The organism is Pseudomonas sp. PDM13, assembly GCF_025685765.1.
Classification (GTDB): domain Bacteria; phylum Pseudomonadota; class Gammaproteobacteria; order Pseudomonadales; family Pseudomonadaceae; genus Metapseudomonas; species Metapseudomonas solani.
Map to the genome: position 1 here is coordinate 1 of NZ_JAOTQU010000020.1, position 20,001 is coordinate 20,001.

Genomic DNA, 20,001 nt, shown 5'->3' on the forward strand with positions numbered 1-20,001 from the left:
TGAAGTGAACAGGGTCGTTGCCAAGAGGGCCGAAGGCGTCATCACCGTCTGTGCCTTGCACGCCCAACTCCATTTCGAGCGCCTTGATGTCCATGCGGGCGCCATTAGCGAACTCGATGAATTCGATGCGATTTCCGTATCCAGTGTATTGGTTGGTTATCGTTACCTGATCGTTGGCACTGTAGTGAACGGTGAGGTTTCCACCGGATCGGCTCAGGCTCAGGTCGGAGCGATTGATGCCCTCGCCAAAGCGGATGACATCGACGCTGGGCAGGCCCCAGCCCACCGAGGTGTCGACGATCACGTCCTGGCCATCGCCAAGGTCGAAGACATAGGTGTCGCTACCTTCATGACCATCGAGCGTATCGTTGCCCTTACCGCCGATAAGGAGGTCGTTTTCCTTGTAGGCGGTCAGTGAGTCGTTACCGGCACCACCGATCAGGGTATCGTTGCCGCCATTGCCAACAACTGTGTCATCACCGTTACCGGCAAATATCAAATCACTGCTACTTGTTCCCGCAAGTGAGTTACTGGATGCGTCGCCAAATTGCAGATGTAATCCTGTGTTGGTGTAGAGGCTTTTGAGATGTTGCAAATTGGTGGTGGAAAGTTGCTCTATCAAGTTTGGAAGTAGATTGCTTATCACACTGTAAGTTGCCGGCTTATCTTTCCAGATGCGAGTGAAGTCCAATGCATCACTGGTAGCTTTGAGCGGGTTGCTTGCAGCGGTGGTGTTTAATAGCTCGAAGGTTTTGGTGTAATCCAGTTTTAACCCGGAGGTTGTGAGATTTACGTCGATCAGATCCACGTAGGGTTTCAGTGTTGTCTGCAACGCAAGACCATCAAGAATGGACTGTTTGAGCTTCTCGTACGCTTGGTCCAGCAGGCCAATCTGGGCAGCATTGAAGCCAAGGCTACTCTCATCGATTACAACCACACCTTGGCTGGTGGAGTAGGTGTTGTTGCCGGTATTGGCGCCGATACCAAACGACAGCGTCAGGCTGTTTGCGTCTGAACCCACCTTGCCGAACTTGAGGATGTTCTGCGCATTGAACACTTCGAGGGCTTTCACACGCTCAAGAAGCTTTTGGGTGCTCTGCTGTGCTTCGGTCGGTTGAGCAGAGTTGGCCTCCCAGGAGTACTGGAAGCGCACATCGGTGGTGCCGTTATCCAGCGCGTCGATGCGTTCATCGAAGGTCTGGTAATCGGCGCTCTTGGCCCATTCGGCGATCAGTTGATCCAGCAGGCCCATCTGCTCTTCGCGGGTCTGTGCCTGGGAGTAGGTGGCCAGCAGGGTCTTGAGTTCGGCATTGAGCATCGAGGCTTCGCGCAGGTCACGCACCGCGCCAGAGCCTTTCATGTCCGGCAGCGCCTTGGCCGTGTCGTCCAGGGCGATGGGGTCGGTGAACTCGCGATAGAAGGGGTTGCTGGCCAGGTCCAGGTTGGCGGCCAGGCTCTGGTTGGCGTTGACGGTGCCTTCACTGCCATCGCCACGGACGAAGCTGCCGACGGCGCTGATCAGGTTGCCGTTGGAGTTGTGGTTGCTCGCCGTCGAATCCAGGTTGATGGCGACGATATTGTGCTCGGCCAGGGTCTTGAGTTCACCTGCCTGGGCAATGCCGTCCTGGTTGGCGTCCTGCCAGATCTTCACATTGGCGAACTGGGTGTCCTGGGCATCGAAGACGCCATCGCCATTGCTGTCGAAGTCCTTGAGCGCATCGAAGCCATTGCTGGCCTTCTGGCCGTTGGCTTTGACGGTGTCGACGCCGAACAGTTCGCCGCCATTGTCGATCTGGCCGTTGCCATTGCGGTCCAGCACGAGGAAGCCGTCGTCGCCCTTGACCCAGCCGGTGCCGGTTTTCAGGCCGTCGCCATCGAAGTCGAAGGTGATGCCAGCGCTGGCGCCGACGGTCTCGATGCCGTCGCCGTCAAGGTCAAGGCTGAGAGGGTCGCGGCGTTCGACGAAGGAGTTGGCAGAGTTAAAGTCGTTATTGACCTCGGGCATTATTCCTAATGGATCCCAAGAGACCAGAATGTCGGACCAGTAATCGACTGCTAATTGTTGAGTCTCTTTAGTGAGCTCTACTACGTCAAAAATGACCTCTCCTAGTTCGAAGTAGAACTCTGGGAACCATTCTGCCAAGAGGTCGTTGAAGATTGTCCCAAAAATAACCCCTCCCATGAATGCACCTATGGCAGGAGCGCTAATAGCAGAGGCTGCTCCGCCCGCCGCTGCGGCGATAGCAGTGCCAATATATGCTCCAAAGGTTGCCCCTGCTGCCCCCAAGGCCGCGCCCACAACTACCTTTCCCATTTTGGTGCTGTCGCCTTTCTGATAGGCTTCATAGCCTTCAATCAAGGGCATGATGGCACCAGTCACGGAACCGCCTCGTCGTAGTAGCTCTCCAACTATTTTTCTCGCCTTTGTCAAGTCATCTATTTCTGCGCTTGCACTTAAGACGGACTCTTTGATTTCACTGGATAGCTTGTTTAGCCCTTTTCTAAGGCTTTCTTTTATTTCTGCATCAGTGATGCGCTCTATGTACTTTGGAGAGAAATCAGTTGCGTCAGCAAAGTCTTTGAATTTTTCTCTTATTTGTGTTGTTAGTTTGCTTATTGTGTCTTCGTTTAAATGGTCGCTAATCTCTTTCCCTAGTTTTTCTATTAGGGTGGGTATGTTGCTGTAGAGGTCTTCAGGTTTGGGTATTATGTCCATTTATTTTGTTCCGTAAAATTGCTTCAAGATGAAGGCGGTAGCAGCAAATTGGCAGACTGCTGTTGTCCAGCCAAGCGTTGTTATGAGGAGTATGAATAAGAAGTCATGGGTATATAAAAGGCTACCCCATGGTGAGAGATATTTTCCGTTGTACCAAAATGCGCATGTCCCGGCGACGAGGGCGCCGAATAGAGTGGATATGATTATCTTGATCGTTTCTGTGGTGTTGTGATTTTGGATGTTCTCGAGGATCTTGTTTTCTCTTATGTAGCTTGGCAGGTAGAGAGTTATTAGTAGTAACCATGCTGTTATGGCTAGGTCTGTCATGGCCACAGTGCTGGATATTCTTTGAGGGTCTTTAAAGGGTACTTCAAAGACCCTTTTTATGTTTGGGTACCAGAGTGTCCAGTATTGCTTTGATTGTATTGCTGCATGCAGCGTTTCTTGATAAGTGGGGAGCCATAAGCAGAGCGCAAAAAATGGTATGGCAAGTAAGCAGTATTTGCTTGTGGCTGTTTTTATTGATAGGTGAATGATTTTTCTCAACATAAGTGTGCTCCGAACTATTGCTGGTGAGAGAGTTCACCGCTCCCCCAAACTCTCATCCTGATATTCCTTCAACGGACTCAGGAAATAATCGATCACCTTTCTCTTGTCCGTCTTCACTTCCGCCCGCACGGCCATGCCGGGGGAGAGTTCGATGCGGTTGTCGCCGACCTGGATGCTGTTTTCCTTGAGCAGGATGCGGGTGCTGTAGACCAGGCCGCGTTTTTCGTCGTCGATGGCGTCGTTGGAGATGCTTTGCACGGTGCCGTGCACCACGCCGTATTTGGTGAAGGTGAAGGTCTCTACCTTGATCTCCACCTCCTGGCCGGGGTGGACGAAGCCGATGTCCTTGTTCTCCAGCATGGCTTCCACTTCCACCGGCTGGTCGCTGGGGACGATGACCATCAGTGGCTGGGCTTCGGTGACCACGCCGCCGTTGGTGTGGATGGCCAGTTGCTGCACGGTGCCGTCCACCGGGGCGGTGAGGCGCATCAGGCGGTCGCGCTGTTCGGCCTTCTTCAGTTCCTGGGCGAGGGAGGCGGCGCGTTGTTCGGATTCATGCTGCAGGTCGAGCATGGCGCGGCGGGTCTGGGCCAGTACGGTATTGCGCTGGCGTTCGGCGGCGCTGCGGGCGGCGGTGAGTTCGATGACGCGGGCCTGCTGGATGGCCAGTTCACGCTCCTGGTCGAGGCGTGCCTGCTCCTTCTCCAGGTAGGCGTGCTTGGCCACGTAGGCCTTGTCCAGCAGGCGCTTGTAGTCGGCGGAGAGCTGGCGGGTGATGGGCAGGGATTCCTCCAGCTTGGCCACCCAGGCCTTGGCCGCCTGGATTTCGGCGACGCGTTGGTCGATCTCCGAGTCGGCCTGGTCGAGGGTGCTGCGCAGTTCCAGGTACTGGCCCTGCAGCCAGCGCTGGGCGGCCAGTTGCTGCTCGGGGCTGGCCTCGGGGATGAGCGCGGCGAGGGAGGTGGGTTCGCCGCCGTCCTGGATGGCGTCGAGCAGGGCGCGGGCGCGGGCGCTGTCCACCTGGGCGGCGAGCAGGTCGCTCTTCAGGCGGTCGACGTCGGCACCGGTGATCTGCGCATCGAGGTCCACCAGCAGGTCGCCGGCCTTGACCTTCTGCCCGTCGTAGACGTGGATCGCCTTGACCACCGCCACCTCGCTGGGCTGGATGATCTTGGTCTTGCCGCTGGGCACGATCTTGCCGGTGGCGGTGGCCACCACGTCGATCTCGCCGACACAGGCCCAGATCAGCGCCAGCACGGCGAAGGCGATGATCGCCCACTGGATGTAGCGCGGCGCCGGGTGCGGCGGCTGCTCCTGCAGGGCCAGGGCGGCGGGGAGGAATTGCACCTCGTGGCTCAGGCGCTGCGGCGCGTCCATGGCCTTGCGGTGGCGCCAGGCGTGACGCCAGGCACTGCGGTAGCGGTTGATCAGTTCGCGTTTTGCGCTCATGGCCTGGGCATCCGTGCATGGGGGGCGAGGCTCGCCCCGGCCCTCTCCCGGCGGGGGAGGGCGTGATTCGGTTCGGTCCGGGTTGGCATGCGTCTCAGCCCTGTTGCAGGCGGTGCAGACGCGAGTAGTGGCCGGCTTGGTGGGTCAGCAGTTCGGCATGGGTGCCTTGCTCGACGATCTGCCCGCGGTCCATCACCACGATGCGGTTGGCATCGCGTACGGCGGAGAGGCGGTGGGCGATGATGATCACCGTGCGGCCTCGGCAGATGTCCTTCATGTTCTGCTGGATGATGCGTTCGGACTCGTAGTCCAGCGCGCTGGTGGCCTCGTCGAAGATGAGGATGCGCGGGTTGCCGATCAGCGCCCGGGCGATGGCCACGCGCTGGCGTTGGCCGCCGGAGAGCGAGGCACCGTGCTCGCCCACCACCGTGTCGTAGCCCTCGGGCAGTTCGAGGATGAACTCGTGGGCGCCGGCCAGCTTGGCCGCCTGCATCACCACCTCGATGGGCGCGCCGGGGTCGGTGAGGGCGATGTTCTCGCGGATGCTGCGGGCGAACAGCATGTTGTCCTGCAGCACCACACCTATCTGCCGGCGCAGCGAGGAGACGTCCGCCAGGGCCAGGTCCATGCCGTCCACCAGCACCCGCCCGCGCTCGGGCGTGTAGAGGCGCTGCAGCAGGCGGGTGAGGGTGCTTTTGCCGGAGCCGGAGCGCCCGACCACGCCGATCACCTCGCCGGCCTGGATGCTCAGGCTCACCCCGCGCAGCACCTCGGAGCCGTCCGGGCGGTAGCGGAAGTGCACCTGGTCGAATTCGACGTTGCCACGGATCGGCGGCAGCGCACTGCGTGCTGCCTGGGACAGCTCGGTGCGGGTGTTGAGGATGTCCCCCAGGCGCTGCACCGAGACGCCGGTCTGCTGGAAGTTGGTCCACAGCTGGGCCAGGCGCATGATCGGCTGCGACACCCGCCCGGCGAGCATGTTGAAGGCGATCAGCTGGCCGACGCTGAGGTCGCCGTCGATCACCAGCCGCGCGCCCAGCCACAGGGTCGCCACCGTCACCAGCTTGCCCACCAGCCCCACGCCCTCGTTGGCGATGGTCGACAGGGTCTGGGTCTTGAAGCTTGCCGCCACGTAGCCGGCCAGCTGGTTGTCCCACTTGCGGTTGATCTGCGGCTCCACCGCCATCGCTTTGAGGGTGTCGATGCCGTTGACCGTCTCCACCAGGAAGGCCTGGTTCTCCGCGCCCCGGGCGAAGCTCTCGTTGATGCGGGCGCGCAGCACCGGGGTGATGATCAGCGAAATGAGGAAGTACAGCGGCAGCGACAGCAGCACCACCAGCGTCAGCCAGCCGCTGTAGAAGAACATCACGGCGATGAACACCACCGAGAACAGCACGTCCAGCACCAGGGTGATGGCGTTGCCGGTGAGGAAGCTGCGGATGTTCTCCAGCTCGCGCACCCGCGCCACCGAATCGCCCACCCGGCGCGCCTGGAAGTAGGCCAGCGGCAGGGTCACCAGGTGGCGGAACAGCCGAGAGCCCAGCTCCACGTCTATGCGGCTGGCGGTGTGGGCGAACACGTAGCTGCGCAGGCCCGACAGCGCCGTCTCGAACAGCATGATGCCGAGCAGGCCGATGGCGATCACATCCAGGGTCGACAGGCCGCGGTGCACCAGCACCTTGTCCATCACCACCTGGAAGAACAGCGGCGTCAGCAGCGCGAAGATCTGCAGCACGAAGGACACCAGCAGCACTTCGCCCAGCAGCTTGCGGTATTTGACGATGGCGGGGATGAACCAGGTGAAGTCGAACTTTGCCAGCTCGCCGGCCAGGGAGGCCTCGGAGCGGATCAGGATCAGCTCACCGCCCCAGCGCTCGGCCAGGGCTTCGAACTCCAGCACTTCCGGGCGCTGGGCGCGCGGGTCGTGGATCAGCGCCTTGCCGTCGTCCAGCCGCGCGATGATGAAGAAGCCGCCCTCGCGGTCACAGGCGATCGCCGGCAGCGGCGTGCGCTCCAGGCGGGCGATGGTGCTGCGCGCGGGGCGTGCCTTGAGGCCGAGCTTCTTGGCGGCGAGCAGCAGCTCGGCCTTGCCGAATGGGCGGCCATCTTCGGCGAATTCGTGGGCGAGTTGTTCGGGGGAAGCGGCGACGTTATGGAAACGCGCGAGCATGACCAGGCACGCGAGGCCCGCGTCGAGCCCTTGCCCTGGCTCGTTAGGGGTGCTGTCCTGCATCAGGATTCCGTCCTTGGTGGTGGCATAGCGCCATGCAATGCGCGCGTCATTCTGCCAATACCCGCTCAGGCCGCAAAGCCGGCAGTTGATGAGCGGTTCTCATTCCTGATGGCGAAAGTGAGCAAGGCCCGATTTTGACCGGTCGGATGGGTTCGCCGGGCGATCTTCCCGGGCGAAACGGGCACAACTAGCTACATTTTCCTCAGGCAGCCGCAGCGCTGCGCATCACGGGCCAGCGGTCGTCAGGGAATCGGCGACGCGTTGGCCACCCGTTTCCGGGTTTCGCGCATTCAATTCAGGGAAGGCCGATGAACGCCACCGCCAGCATCGACGAACGCAGTTTCCGCCGTATTCTCGCCCGCAACGTGGCCTTGCCGATTGGTGTCGGCGTGCTCGGCGCCACGCTGTTCATCGCCCTGATCGGCTACCTGCTCTACGTGCTCAGCTGGGTCGAGCACACCGATATCGTCATGGGCAAGGCCAACGAGGGCTTCCGCTACACGCTGGACCGAGAATCCAGCCTGCGCGGCTACCTGATCGCCGGGGAGGACGTGTTCCTCGACCCCTTCGAGGACGCCGGGCCGCGCCTGGATTCGCGCATGGAGGAGCTGACCGAGCTGGTCAAGGACAACCCCATCCAGGTGGAGAAGATCCGCCGTATCGAGTCGATGCAGGAGCAATGGTCCCGCTTCGCCAACCAGATGATCGAGCAGCGTCGCGCCGGCCAGGACGTTACCGCCGCCGTGCGCGAGAAACGCGGCAAGCAACTGGTGGATGGCATCCGCCAGACCTTCGCCGAGTTCATCGCCGTGGAGCAGCAGCTGCGCCATGATCGCAACGAGCGGGCCAGCAACACGGCGGTGCTCACTATCGTCGCCTACCTGCTGTTCAGCCTGGGGTTCAGCGGCTTGCTGGCGTACTTCGGCCGGCGCGAGCTGCTGGGCCTCTCCAGCACCTACGGCGCGACGCTGGAACGGCAGATCGCCGACAACCAGCAGTTGCAGCAGCAGGCCTGGCTGCGCGAGGGGCAGTCGCGCCTTGCCGAGCGCATCATCGGCCAGCAGTCCTCCACCAGCATCGGCCGCGCGGTGCTGGATTTCCTCGCCCAGTACCTGGGCATGGTGGTGGGGGCGCTCTATGTGCGCCAGGAGAATGGCGAGCTGCGCCGCGTGGCGGACTACGGTTTTTCCCCCGAGGAGCAGGCCCGCGACCAGGCCTTCGCCGATGGTGCGGGGATGGTCGGGCAGGTGGCGGTCGAGCGTCGCCCCCGGGTGCTGGAGGGCCTGGCGCCGAGCTACCTCAAGGTCAATTCCGGGTTGGGCAGCGACGACCCGGTTGCGGTGATGCTCGCGCCCATCGCCACCGAAGGTAGCGTCAATGGCATCGTCGAGCTGGGCTTCCTGCGGGCGCTGGATGAGCGTGACCAGGCCTTCCTGGAGGCTATCGGCGGCAGCCTCGGCGCCTCCATCGAGGCGGCACGCTACCGCCAGCGCCTGCACGACATCCTCACCGAGACCCAGCAGCTCAACGAGGAACTGCAGGTGCAGCAGGAGGAGCTGCGCACCGCCAACGAAGAGCTGGAAGACCAGTCGCGGGTGATCCGCGAATCCCAGGCCAGCCTGGAGACCCAGCAGGCGGAACTGGAGCAGACCAACGAGCAGCTCAACGAGAAGACCCTGCGCCTGCAGGAGCAGCGCGACACCCTGGACGAGCGCAACCACGCCCTCGACCAGGCCCGCAAGGAGCTGGAGCGGCGTGCCGACGAGCTGGAGCGGGCCAGCCGCTACAAGTCCGAATTCCTCGCCAACATGTCCCACGAGCTACGCACACCGCTGAACAGCTCGTTGATCCTCTCCAAGCTGCTGTCGGAGAACCGCAAGGGCAACCTCGACGAGCAGCAGGTGAAATACGCCGAACTGATCTACAACTCCGGCAACGACCTGCTGCGCCTGATCAACGACATCCTCGACATCGCCAAGGTCGAGGCCGGGCGCCTGGAGATCCGCCCCGAGCAGACCGAGCTGGCACGCCTGGTGGAGAACCTGGAGAACCTCTTCCGGCCCCAGGCGGCGGAGAAGTCGCTGGTCTTCGAAGTGCAGGTGGAAGCCGCCGCGCCCAGGCAGTTCTTCAGTGACAGCCAGCGGGTGGAGCAGATCCTCAAGAACCTGCTCTCCAACGCCTTCAAGTTCACCCAGGAGGGCAGCGTGCGCCTGCGCGTGCGGCCCGCCGACAATGGCATCGCTTTCGATGTCGCCGACACCGGCATTGGCATCAGCGAGGAGCAGCGGGGCTTTATCTTCGAGGCCTTCCGCCAGGCCGACGGCACCACCAACCGGCGCTTCGGCGGCACCGGGCTGGGCCTGTCCATCTCGCGCAACCTGGCGGAGATGCTCGGCGGCACCATCGAAGTCAGCAGCGAGCCGGGGCAGGGCAGCCTGTTCACCCTCTGGCTGCCGGAAAACTACCTGGCCAAGGAAACCGCGCCAATTCCCGCCCAGCCCGAACCCCTGCCCGAGCCGCCGCGCCTGGGTGACGAGAGGCCGGAGGCGCCGAGCTTCCCCGACGACCGCGAGCTGCCCCACCGGGGCGGGCGCTGCGTGCTGGTGATCGAGGACGAGCCCAAGTTCGCGCAGATCCTCTACGACCTGGCCCACGAACTCGGCTACCGCTGCCTGGTGGCCCACAGCGCCAGCGAGGGCCTGCGCCTGGCCGGCGAGCATGGGCCGGATGCGGTGCTCCTCGACATGCGCCTGCCAGACGACTCCGGCCTCTCGGTGCTGCAGCGGCTCAAGGAGAGCTCGCGTACCCGGCACATCCCGGTGCATATCGTTTCCACCGACGACCGCACCGAGCCGGCGCTGCACCTGGGCGCCATCGGCTACGCGCAGAAGCCCACCACCCGCGAGCTGCTGGTGGAGGTCTTCTCGCGCCTGGAGGCCAAGCTCACGCAGAAGGTCAAGCGCGTGCTGGTGGTCGAAGGGGATGCCTCCCAGCGCGACAGCATCGCCCGCCTGGTGGGCGACGAGGACATCCAGGTGGTCACCGCCGAGCGCGGCCAGGAGGCCCTGGAGCAACTGCGCGAAACCCAGTTCGACTGCATGATCATCGACCTCAAGCTGCCCGACATGCATGGCAACGAGCTGCTCAAGCGCATGGCCGCCGAAGACCTCGGCGCCTTCCCGCCGGTGATCGTCTACACCTCGCGCAACCTCACCCGCGACGAGGAGGAGGACCTGCTCAAGCACTCGCGCTCGATCATCATCAAGGGGGCGCGCTCCCCCGAGCGGCTGCTGGACGAGGTCACGCTGTTCCTGCACAAGGTCGAGTCGACCCTCTCCAGCGACCGCCAGCGCATGCTGCAGACCGCGCGCAACCGCGACAAGGTGTTCGAGAAGCGCAAGGTGCTGGTGGTGGACGACGACGTGCGCAACATCTTCGCCCTGATCAGCGCGCTGGACGAGAAGGGCGCCCAGGTGGTGACCGCGCGCAACGGCCAGGAGGCCATCGAGAAGCTGGACGAAAACCCCGACATCGACCTGGTGCTGATGGACGTGATGATGCCGGTGATGGACGGTTTCGAAGCCACCCGGCGCATCCGCGAGGAGCCGCGCTGGGCCAAGTTGCCGATCATCGCCGTCACCGCCAAGGCGATGAAGGATGACCAGGAGCAATGCATGCGCGCCGGTGCCAGCGACTACCTGGCCAAGCCCATCGACCTGGAGCGCCTGTTCTCGCTGATCCGCGTGTGGCTGCCGAAGCTGGAGCGTTTCTGAAGCAGGGCGCGGCGAGGGTCGCTGTGCCGCTGTTCAGCTGCGCAGTTCACGGAGTTCGCTGGTCAGGGTGTCCAGGCGCAGCAGGCGCCCGGTGCAGTCGAACAGCCGCCAGTCGTGCTCCAGGGAGCGGCTCTGCAGGGGCGTATCGGACGGCCACTCCAGCTCGGCGCAGGTCTTCAGGGTGCGCGGGTTGACCAGTCGCCAGTGCGTCATTTCCGTATCCGTCGCTGTGCCGAGGAGCAGCCAGCCGTCGGCCAGCTTGAGGTTCGTCTTGTCGACCTGGTCCGCGGTGACGTCCGGCAGGGCGATCTCGCGGCTGCCGCCGTGGGTGTGTATCAGCAGGCTTTGCTCGCCCGCCTCGTTGCCGCGGAACCAGACTTCCAGCAACCCGCCGTCCGGGTTGGGGACGTAGAACCCCCCTTCATGGCGGGACGGCAGCACCTCGTAGCGATGGGTCAGGCGCCGCGTCGGCAGGGCGTAGCGCCAGAGCTCGGTGCCGCCGCGGCCATCTTCCACCAGCCATTGCTCGAAGCCGGCGCAACCCTGGAAGGCGAGCAAGTGCCCCGGCAGGTCGCTGACGTGCCAGACCACGGCGAAGGCCCGGTCGACATCCACCACGCGCACGCTGCGGCTGTTGCCGATGGTCCAGGAGGTGCCGTCGAATTCATGGGCGTGGAAGTCCATCGCCAGCACGCCGAGGTCGGTGGCCTTGCGGCTGACCAGGTCGAGCTTGGTGATGCGCCAGACCTGGTCGCGCCGGGCCAGCGCCAGGGCCGCGCGGCGGTTGCGGGCGAGAACGATGCGGTGGCCGGGCTCGGCGAAGCGGAACAGCGTTCGGCCCAGGTCGTCCAGCACCGCCAGGCCGGCTTCACCTAGGGCCACCAGGGTGCGCCCCTCGGCCAGGGGCGCGGCGTCGAGGATGGCCCGCTGGCCGGCCGGCGGAGCCTGCCACTGCAGCGGCGGGTTCTGTTGCAGCAATGGCGAGGCGTCCTGTTCCGGCAGCCCCTTGGGCGGCAGGTCGGCTTGCAGCAGCTTGTCCTGGCTGAGGTTGAGCAGGCTCTGCAGGTCGCGCCGGGACAGGTTGATCCGGCTCCGGGCGTGGTCTTCCAGCAGGGGCGGCAGTACCAGCCGCGCCAGCCGTTGCAGCTGTTCGTTGCTGCGGGCGCGGGGCACGGTACCGACCCGGTTAAGCGCCTGGGCCAGGGCCAGGCGCTCGCTGGCCAGCGTCGGGTCGTCACGCAGCGACTTCAGGCGTGCCGCGTAGGCATCCAGGGTGTCGGGCAGCAGCACGGCGCGCTTCACCAGGGCTTCGGCACTGAGGCCGCCGCCGGCTTCCTCGGCACACAGCAGCCACTGGGCGGCCAGCGCCTGCTTGTCCGGCAGCGGCCAGATGACGTCCACGGCTTCCAGCCAGTCGCCCCGGGCCACCAGCATCTCGGCCCAGTCCTGGCGCAGGCGCTGCGCGGCCTGGGGCCACTTCTTCCCGAGCATCTCCACGGCATTGGCGAAGGCGTTGTCGCGGCGCGCCACCTGCAGCGCGGTGCGCCAGTCGCCGGCCAGGCAGTGCAGGCGCACGATGCTGTCGGCCGGCATGTCCCAGGCCAGTGCCAGGTCGGCGGCCTGGCGGAAGCGCAGGTGGCGCTCCAGGTAGTCCAGGGCTTCCTGGCGAGCCTTGAGCAGCTCGGCGAGGATGAACACCGCCTCGTCGATGCGCCCCTCGCGGTCGAGCTTCTCGAAGTGCTGGCGATAGAGCGTGCGCAGGTGCGCTTCGAGGTCCTCGCCCAGGGAGATGGCGGTGCCCGGGCCCGTGCGCTTGCCGAGGTCGAGATCGTCGCGCCGTGTCGGCGTGCCGAAGGCCTGGCCCAGGTTGCCCTGTTCGCCGCCCAGGGGCAGCGCGTGGCGCAGGGCTTCGGCGATGTCGCCTTCCTCGAACATCTTCAGCATGCGCCGCATGTAGGCACTCTGGCGGCGGTTGAGCAGCTCGCTGAACTTCGAGGTGATGGCCAGGGAGGTGAGGAAGCGCCGCCAGGCGCTCGGCCCGCGTGGCGCCTGGGTGGCGCGGGACTTGATGGGCGGGGCGGCAGGGGCCTTGGCCGACGCTTGAGCAGGCGCCGAGGGCTGTGCGGTCCAGCCTTGCGGGTCGCCCTTGAAGAAGCGTCGCAGCGCGGCGAAGAACAGCATCGCGATAAGCACCGCAAGGGTGATCAGGATGACGATCAGGACGGTGTCCGAACCGTCGCTCGGCGCTTCCACCACCGGTGTCGCGCTGAGGGTGGGCGGCGGGAGGTTCGTCGGTTGCCTCATCGCATCGCGGATGAAGTTGCCCACCATCATGATGGCGAACAGCGACAGCCAGAACGCCCAGCTGGCGCTGATCCCCGACTTGCCGGAGACAGCGCGCGAGGGGGTCTTGCGCGGGGTAGGTCGGCTGGCAGTGCCTTTGCCGGCGGCGGCCTGTTGCTGCAGCAGCGACTCGAGGAAGGCGTCGCGCTCCGGGCTCGGCGGCTTGACCTTGCCATCGAGGATGGCGTGGATGTCCTTGATCGGCGGCAGCACCTCCAGCATCGGCGGCGGCAGGATGGCACGGCAGTCGTAGGTGTCCAGCAGCGGGTAGCCGTCGAGGGCGATGTGTTCCTCCAGGGCCAGGCGCCGGGCATCGGCCAGGCGCAGTGCCTGCACCCGGCCGCCACGCACCAGCCAGAGATCGGCGGCCGGCAGCGTTGCGCGCTCTTCGGCGGACAGCTCCGCGGAGCACAGGCCTCCACTCTTCAGCGCCAGCAGCGGCCAGCCGACCAGGCCGTCGCAGTCCATGGGCCGGGCGCTGGCGAAACGCAGCAGGTCACCTTCGGCGAAGCGCCAGGCGCTGGCGTCGGCGTGCCAGTGGTGCAGCAGCAACGCCGTGCGTTCCTCGGCGCCCAGCCAGTCGGCCGGCAGCCAGAGCCCGGCCACCTTGTGGCGGCCCTTGAGCAGCGGCTGGCGAACCTGCGCATCCGCCGCGTTCATGGCTGGGCTCCTGGGTCATCGGCCAGGGTGCATTGGGCGCGCAGGCGTATCACCCGGCGCTGGCTGCAATACACCACCAGCTCGCGGGCATGGGTGAGGATGGCCAGCAGGCCGCTGGCGGGGCAGACGCTGAGGCGGGCGATGGGATCGGGGGAATCGAAGAATCTGTGATGGGTGCTGCCGTCGTACAGGCTCAGGCCCTTGCGGTCGCTGGTCATCAGCACCAGCGACAGGGCCTGGGTTTCGCGATCGGCCACCAGGCCCTGGGCGCTCCAGCCGCCGGGCACATCGAGTGTCCAGTCCTCCGCGCCTTCGCCCTGAAGCCCCTTGGGGCGGCAGAGCCGCCATTGTTCATGGGGAGTGGCATCCATCAGCAGGGCACAGGCGGGCAGGGAGTACGAATTGGCAACGCGGGCGATGAAGGCCTTGCAGGTGCCGCCGGCCTCACCGACGCGCAGGCGAACATTGGTCCGGTGGCTCGACAGCATTTCCTGCAGGACGACGCTCTGGTCGCGCTTGTACAGGTAGTAGAGCCGGCCGTCCTCGAAGCTGGCCATGGCCAGCACATCGGAGTCCAGCCGATGCAGGGGTGGCGGTTCGTGGCTGGCGGCCTGCTTGTCGCGGTTCCAGTACAGCAGGTGCCCGGCGGCATCCAGCAGGTACAGACGCTGGCCGTTGTGATTGCTGTTGACCAGGGCCAGCGGCAACAGGTTGGCGGTGCCCGGTGGGGCCTTGAGCTCTTCCAGCGGCGGGCGCTTGATGGCGCCGAAGCCCTGCAACTGCCAGAAACGCAGGTAGGCGCCGGTGTCCACGATGGCGCCGAGGCTCTTGCCCTGGAACGCCATGGCCAGCGGCTGGTTGCCGGCGGGCCAGTTCTGCTGGCGCACCTTGGTGACGATGGTCTTCTTGCCGTGGAGCGGTGGCAGCTTGAAGACCAGCGCGCCCTTCTGGTCGAGCAGCGTCAGTGCCACCATCTGCCCGGAACGGGCGATCACCGGCGGCAGGGTCAGCGCCACACGCTGGGTGTGCAGCACCCCAGGTTGGGCGAGTGCCTGTGGCCCGGGCTGGGTCATCAGGCCGAACTGCCCGCTCAGCAGGCGCTTGCCGATGGTCGGGGGTGGCAGCGGCAGGTCGAGGCTGCGACGGCTGCGGGCCTGTTGCAGGGTGATCTCCAGCGCCTTGCCATCGAGGTGGGTGGTGATCTGCAGCCCGTGGCTGATGCCCGCGTCTTCGGCCGTGCCGCCGATCAGCCAGCGCTCGTCCGGCTGCGCTGGCAGCGCGTCGGCCATGGCTTGCCAGGTTTGCCAGTGGGCGGGTTCGGCAGCCGTCCAGCTGCGGGCCTCGAGCACCCGGGTGAGGTCGGCGGGGCCCTGCAGGCCGTCGTGCCAGGCCGGGCGTTGGAGGATGCCCCAGCGCAGTTCGCCGTCGGCTTCCCGCGCGCGGCGGGCGAGGAGGATCAGCATCGCCAGGTGGGCCAGGCGCGGTGCGCCCAGTTGCCGGGGGCCGGCGTCGAACAGGGCGACGATCAGCCGGCTGCTGTGCCGTGCGCGCTGCTGGGGGGCGAGGAACAGGTGCTCGCCGCCGGCGGCGCGGCGGAGGAACTCATCGGGAATCTCGTCGGCCAGCAGCCACTCGCTGGAGAGCAGCCGCTCATAGGGCCCGCGTCGTTGCAGGTCACCCAGGCCATCGGGTTCGGGCGGGCCGTTGGGTGTGCGCTCGCGGAAGGGGCCGACCAGGGCTTGCAGGCGACCGAGCATCGCAGCGAGCTGTTCGGCGAGTTCCGGAGCCACGCCTTCCAGCAGGGGGTGCCAGGGCTTCAGGGCGTCGGGCAATTGCATGGTCAGCGTTCCTGCCAGTGGTCGAGGATGCGCGCCAGGTGGCCCTCGGAGAGCGGCAGCTGGCGGTCCAGCGGCACCGCCCTGGCCGGCGTGGGCCAGAGCAGCAGGGGAACGCGGCCGTGGCGCTTGGCGAGGGCGCGGGCGAGCAGGTCCAGCGGCGCATCGGGGCTCAGCCGGGTCGGCAACCAGAGTTCGGGGGCCAGCTCGCAGGGGGCGGCATAGTCGATGCCGTCCACCCAGGGCAGGGCCGCGGGCTCGCCGATCACCACCAGCAGGTCATCGCTGGCGGTGGCGTGCAGGCTCGCCAGCTGTTCTCCGGGCAGGGCGGACAGGCGCGCATGCAGGCGCCGGGCGGCTTCGCCCCAGGCCACGGCGGCACGGGGTTCCAGGGCCTGGGCGCGGGGTTGCCAGCGCCAGGCCTGCTTCAGGGGGCTCATGCGGGTGTGGCGAGGCGGGCGACCAGGCGCTCACGCAGCTCGGCCAGCATCGGCGGCAGGGCGTCGGCGAGGAAGTTGGCGTCGATCTCCCGCAGCACCGCTTCCACGCTCGCGCCCTGGGCGTCGTCCAGGCAGGCGCGGGCTTCTTCGGCCAGGCGGCTGACCCGCGACAGCGGCTGCAGGGTGGCTTCTTCCACGGCATTGAACAGGTTGTCGTTGCTGGCATGGGCGAACAGCTCGCGCAGCACCTCGCGGCCGTGCTGTTGGGCTTCCTGGGTCGGCAGCACGTAGAGCAGCGGCCAGAGGTCGGCCTCGGTGGCGTGCAGGCGCCCGCCGAGCAGCGCGGCGGCGGCGATCAGGCGCTGGGACTTGACGATACGGCGGTCCGAGAGCTGCACGCCGGCTTGGCGCAGGCGGCGGATGGCATCGGCCAGGGCCGGGCGCGCGGCGTCCAGGTTCACCGTCTTCATGGCGCGGCCGAGGGTATCGAGGTAGCCCAGGTTGTGCTGCCCGACGATGGGCGTCTGCTCGGCCTGCCAGCCGCCGGCGAGCATGGCTTCGAGCTGGTGGTCCGGCACCGCTTCGACGAACAGGTGCAGCAGGAAGCGGTCGCCGAAGGCGGCCAGGGCCTCGTCCTCGGGCAGGCCGTTGGCGGCGCCGACGCAAACCCGCAGCGGGCAGTCGAGCTGGGTGTGGCCACGGCGGAAGCGCCGTTCGTTGAGCACGCCGAGCAGGGTGTTGAGGATGGCGGTGGAGCCGAGGAATACCTCGTCGAGGAAGGCGATGTCGGCTTCCGGCAGCATGCCGCTGACGTCGGTTTCCACGGTGCCTTCGCGCAGCTTGCGCAGGTCCACCGGGCCGAACAGTTCCGACGGTTCGGTGAAGCGCCCCAGCAGGTATTCGAAATAGCGCCCGCCCATGGCCTGGGCGACGCGGCGCACCACGGCGCTCTTGGCGGTACCGGGCGGGCCGACCACCAGCAGGTGCTCCTGGGCCACGGCGGCGAGGACGATGAGTTCGGCGAGCTGGTTGCGGCCGATAAGGCCGGTGGTGGCGGTGCGGATGGCGTCCCTGATGTGCCGGGCGGCCTCGTGGATATCGTTCAAGACTGCTTCTTCCCTGTGAGCGAGGTGCGGATTTTCCGGGAAAAGCAGGCGCTGTCAAAGCGCTATTACGGCAGTTCGTCGGCTGGCGCACATCCCGGCCCGGCTCCGTGGGGAGCCGGGCCGGGCGGCTCAGTCGATGGTGGGCGAGGCCAGGCGCACGCCGCGCGGTGGCTTGGCCAGGTAGCTCCACAGGGCATTGGCGATGGCGTTGTGGTTGAGGCCGTCGCCGAACAGCTGCTGGCCGATGCACAGGCCGAGCTGACGGTAGCTCTCGAACTGGGCCTCGTCGAAGAACTGGTCGGCGGTGCTCTGGTTGGGGAACACCGGGTTGGCGCGGGCGTAGTTGAACACGTCCACCGGCAGCGACTCGATCAGCCGCGGCTTGAGCAGGAGGATGCGGCTGGTGAGGGTGCGCGGCGCCTCGGCATCGTCGCGCCCGCCGCTGCTGAAGACGTTGAGCAGCATGGCGCAGCGACGGTCGCCGGCGGCCGGTGGCTGGCGGAAGCCATCGAGGCTGGAGAACACCTGGGATAGCAGCGGGTGGTCGAGCACGTCGCTGTCTTCCTCGATCTCCAGGGCATGGTCGATGCGCGACAGGCGGATGAGGTTGGCCAGGTCGTCGAAGCGGTAGTCCGGGTCGCAGCCGCAGTCGCACATGACGATCAGCTCGATGTCCCGCTGCGGGCGTACCAGCTCATAGGTGGCGGTGTTCTCGAAGTGGCCGCCGTCGGTGAGGTAGAGCTTGTCGCGGCGATGGCCGTGGAAGTGCGCGGTGAGTTCGTAGAACAGGTAGGTCTGCGCCGGCAGCCAGCGCGACAGGCGCTCGGAGTTCTTCGACGGGCCGGCCTGGCGCGGCGGGAAGTTGCTCTGCCACCAGGTGCCCAGGCGCACGTTGGCCAGGCCCAGGGCCAGGGAAGTACCGAGGCTGGTGGCACGGCCCAGGCCGGTGCTGAAGGCGGCGCCGGAGGTGGCCACCCACTGGCCGAGGGACAGCGGCTGGTTGATCTCGCCCTTGCCGCTGGGCGGGATGCGCACCTTGCGTTCGCCGTCGAGGATGAAGCTCACCGCTTCGGCGTCCGGGTTGCCCGGGGCGTACCAGTAGGGCGCCACGCACAGCGGCTTGCCCTTGCGGTCGCGCTGCACCAGCTGCTCGGAGGGGTCCACGGTGAGGTTCATGGTGACGTTGATCAGGTGCAGCGGGCCGGCGGTGCGGGTGCGGTAGTAGGCGTCCAGGGCGATGTCGTCGCGGGACAGGGTCTGCGCCACGCTCATGCGCTTGCGGCTCTGCCGGCTGGGCACGTCGAAGCGCTGGCCGTTGGAGGCGCCGAGGTAGGCGCGGGTCAGGCGTGCGGCGTAGAAGGCTTGCAGGGTGGAGAGGTTGATGAAACCGATGAACTGGCCGGAGACCCAGGCCAGCAGGGCGGCGACCACCGCCAGGCCGATGAGGCGCTGCAGGGCGAAGGGCGGCATGGCGTCCGGGCCGGGCACCTGGCCGTTCCAGGCCACCCATTGCACCAGCAGGCCCCAGACCAGGGCGATGCACACCAGCATGACGGTGCCGGCGACCAGGGCGATTACATCCAGCGGCAGCTTGCTCAGCCAGCTGGGCAGCGGCTTATCGTCGGAGGAGCGGGCCAGGTGGCGGGCGATCCAGGCCAGCGCCGGCAGTAGCGCGGCGGGGGCGGAGGCCTGCCAGTAGCCCTGGGCGAGCACCACATAGAGCTCCTGGGCCAACTGGTGGAGCAGCGCCAGGGCCAGCAGGGCAGCGGTGAAGGTGATGGACTGGCTCAGGGCGCGGGTCACCCGCAGGCGGTAATTGCGCACGTTGTTGGCGTCGAGGCCGGCGTCGTCTCGGCTCGGTTTGCGTTCCTGGGTGAACACCAGCGCGGCGCACCAGAGCAGCCCCAACACGGTGACGACGATCACCAGCCACAGCAGGATTTCCACCGGGTTGGTGGTGTCGGGCGTGTGGGATTGCAGGTAAATGGCGGGGATGGCCATGGCGATGATGATCACCACGGCGCAGAGGGTCGCCCAGTTGGCCAGGGCCGGCGGTTCGTCCTGGCTCTTGCGCGAGTAGATCAGCCAGTAGGCGAGCATCAGCGGCGCCACGCTGAGCAGCGTCACCACGCCGGGCACCAGTAGCAGGCTGCCGCAGAAGGGGCTGCCCGGCCAGAAATGGCAGACGGCGCCCTGGGTGAGGGCGATCAGGGCCAGCACCAGCAGCATCGGCATGCCGATCACGTACTGCACCGAGAGCCAGTTGCGCCAGGTCATCGCCAGGGCGTAGATCAGGTCGCCGGCGCCGGTGGGCGTCAGGTAGCGGCCGTTCTCCCGCAGCCAGGCGGTGGGGCCGTCACCCACCGGGGCGGCCTGGTAGTTGTCGGAGGAGTGGATGCGCCCCGGCGGCTGATAGCGCATCACCCGGTAGGCGTCGAGGGCGGCCTGGCGGGCCTTTTCCTGCTCGTCGCCGTTGACCGGGCGCAGGCGCTCGGGCTGGAACAGGCTGGAGAAGAACGAGCCCATGTAGCCGCCGCCGCTGACGGTGGAGAGGTAGTCGAAGCGGGGCAGCAGGCGGGCGCGGGGATCGTCTTCGCTGTTCTTCGGCTGGCGGTTGGCGCCGGGGTCGACGGGTGCGCGGGCCAGGGCCTGGAGCACGCCGAAGCAGAAGGTGGCGCTGCGGATGCCGCCGCCGGAGAGGGCGACGGCCCAGGGGCGGCGCGGCGACTCGTTGTCGGTGTCGAGGCCGAGGGCCTTGCGGCGCCAGGTGATCCGGTCCTGTTCCGCCTTGTACTGGTCTTCCATCCGCCGCTCCCTGGTCGCTGTTGGTCTTCGCTGAAGTCCGCCTAGTAAAGCAGGAGTCGGGCCGATTGCCATTACGGCAAGCGGGCGGCAGG

10 protein-coding genes are annotated in these 20,001 nt (G+C 66.1%); 1 reads left to right on the forward strand and 9 read right to left on the reverse strand.

Annotated features, from left to right (window positions below):
- The 4 genes from OEJ36_RS20070 to OEJ36_RS20085 all read right to left on the reverse strand — a co-directional run.
- Positions 1–2,716 (reverse strand): calcium-binding protein (locus OEJ36_RS20070; RefSeq protein ID WP_317891592.1); only part of this gene is annotated, 2,716 nt, incomplete at its 3' end.
- Entirely contained in the window at positions 2,717–3,265 is a 549-nt protein-coding gene (locus OEJ36_RS20075; protein WP_263403066.1) for a hypothetical protein, read from the reverse strand.
- Between the two features lie 33 nt (positions 3,266–3,298).
- Positions 3,299–4,714, reverse strand: coding sequence for an HlyD family type I secretion periplasmic adaptor subunit (locus OEJ36_RS20080; RefSeq protein ID WP_043242904.1), 1,416 nt, complete (start codon positions 4,712–4,714; stop codon positions 3,299–3,301).
- Between the two features lie 94 nt (positions 4,715–4,808).
- Positions 4,809–6,947: a type I secretion system permease/ATPase gene (locus tag OEJ36_RS20085; protein ID WP_184489449.1), complete on the reverse strand. Its 2,139-nt coding sequence runs from the start codon at positions 6,945–6,947 to the stop codon at positions 4,809–4,811.
- A gap of 308 nt (positions 6,948–7,255) precedes the next feature.
- Here OEJ36_RS20085 and OEJ36_RS20090 point away from each other — a divergent pair, with 308 nt between their 5' ends.
- Positions 7,256–10,720: a response regulator gene (locus OEJ36_RS20090; RefSeq protein ID WP_263403067.1), complete on the forward strand. Its 3,465-nt coding sequence runs from the start codon at positions 7,256–7,258 to the stop codon at positions 10,718–10,720.
- Between the two features lie 33 nt (positions 10,721–10,753).
- Here the strand turns inward: OEJ36_RS20090 and OEJ36_RS20095 are convergent, their stop codons facing one another.
- The 5 genes from OEJ36_RS20095 to OEJ36_RS20115 form a co-directional block, all read right to left on the reverse strand.
- Positions 10,754–13,723, reverse strand: coding sequence for a bpX6 domain-containing protein (locus tag OEJ36_RS20095; RefSeq protein WP_263403068.1), 2,970 nt, complete (start codon positions 13,721–13,723; stop codon positions 10,754–10,756).
- The gene (locus OEJ36_RS20100; RefSeq protein ID WP_263403069.1) at positions 13,720–15,561 is read right to left on the reverse strand and encodes a hypothetical protein; all 1,842 of its coding nucleotides are present in this window, start codon (positions 15,559–15,561) and stop codon (positions 13,720–13,722) included. The genes OEJ36_RS20095 and OEJ36_RS20100 overlap by 4 nt, the downstream gene beginning before the upstream one ends.
- A gap of 2 nt (positions 15,562–15,563) precedes the next feature.
- Positions 15,564–15,998 carry a hypothetical protein gene (locus OEJ36_RS20105; RefSeq protein ID WP_263403070.1) on the reverse strand — a complete coding sequence of 145 codons (435 nt, stop codon included), beginning with the start codon at positions 15,996–15,998 and terminating at the stop codon, positions 15,564–15,566.
- Complete coding sequence (locus OEJ36_RS20110) at positions 15,995–17,104, reverse strand: AAA family ATPase (RefSeq protein WP_263403071.1); 1,110 nt, start codon at positions 17,102–17,104, stop codon at positions 15,995–15,997. The genes OEJ36_RS20105 and OEJ36_RS20110 overlap by 4 nt, the downstream gene beginning before the upstream one ends.
- 129 nt (positions 17,105–17,233) lie before the next feature.
- Positions 17,234–19,909 (reverse strand): hypothetical protein, encoded by a 2,676-nt coding sequence (locus OEJ36_RS20115; protein ID WP_263403072.1) that lies wholly within the window; start codon positions 19,907–19,909, stop codon positions 17,234–17,236.
- Positions 19,910–20,001: the final 92 nt, after the last annotated feature.

Coding starts and splice junctions, on each gene's coding strand:
- OEJ36_RS20075 (WP_263403066.1), bottom strand. CDS start 3,265: ATGTTGAGAAAAATCATTCACCTATCAATAAAAACAGCCACAAGCAAA.
- OEJ36_RS20080 (WP_043242904.1), bottom strand. CDS start 4,714: ATGAGCGCAAAACGCGAACTGATCAACCGCTACCGCAGTGCCTGGCGT.
- OEJ36_RS20085 (WP_184489449.1), bottom strand. CDS start 6,947: ATGCAGGACAGCACCCCTAACGAGCCAGGGCAAGGGCTCGACGCGGGC.
- OEJ36_RS20090 (WP_263403067.1), top strand. CDS start 7,256: ATGAACGCCACCGCCAGCATCGACGAACGCAGTTTCCGCCGTATTCTC.
- OEJ36_RS20095 (WP_263403068.1), bottom strand. CDS start 13,723: ATGAACGCGGCGGATGCGCAGGTTCGCCAGCCGCTGCTCAAGGGCCGC.
- OEJ36_RS20100 (WP_263403069.1), bottom strand. CDS start 15,561: ATGCAATTGCCCGACGCCCTGAAGCCCTGGCACCCCCTGCTGGAAGGC.
- OEJ36_RS20105 (WP_263403070.1), bottom strand. CDS start 15,998: ATGAGCCCCCTGAAGCAGGCCTGGCGCTGGCAACCCCGCGCCCAGGCC.
- OEJ36_RS20115 (WP_263403072.1), bottom strand. CDS start 19,909: ATGGAAGACCAGTACAAGGCGGAACAGGACCGGATCACCTGGCGCCGC.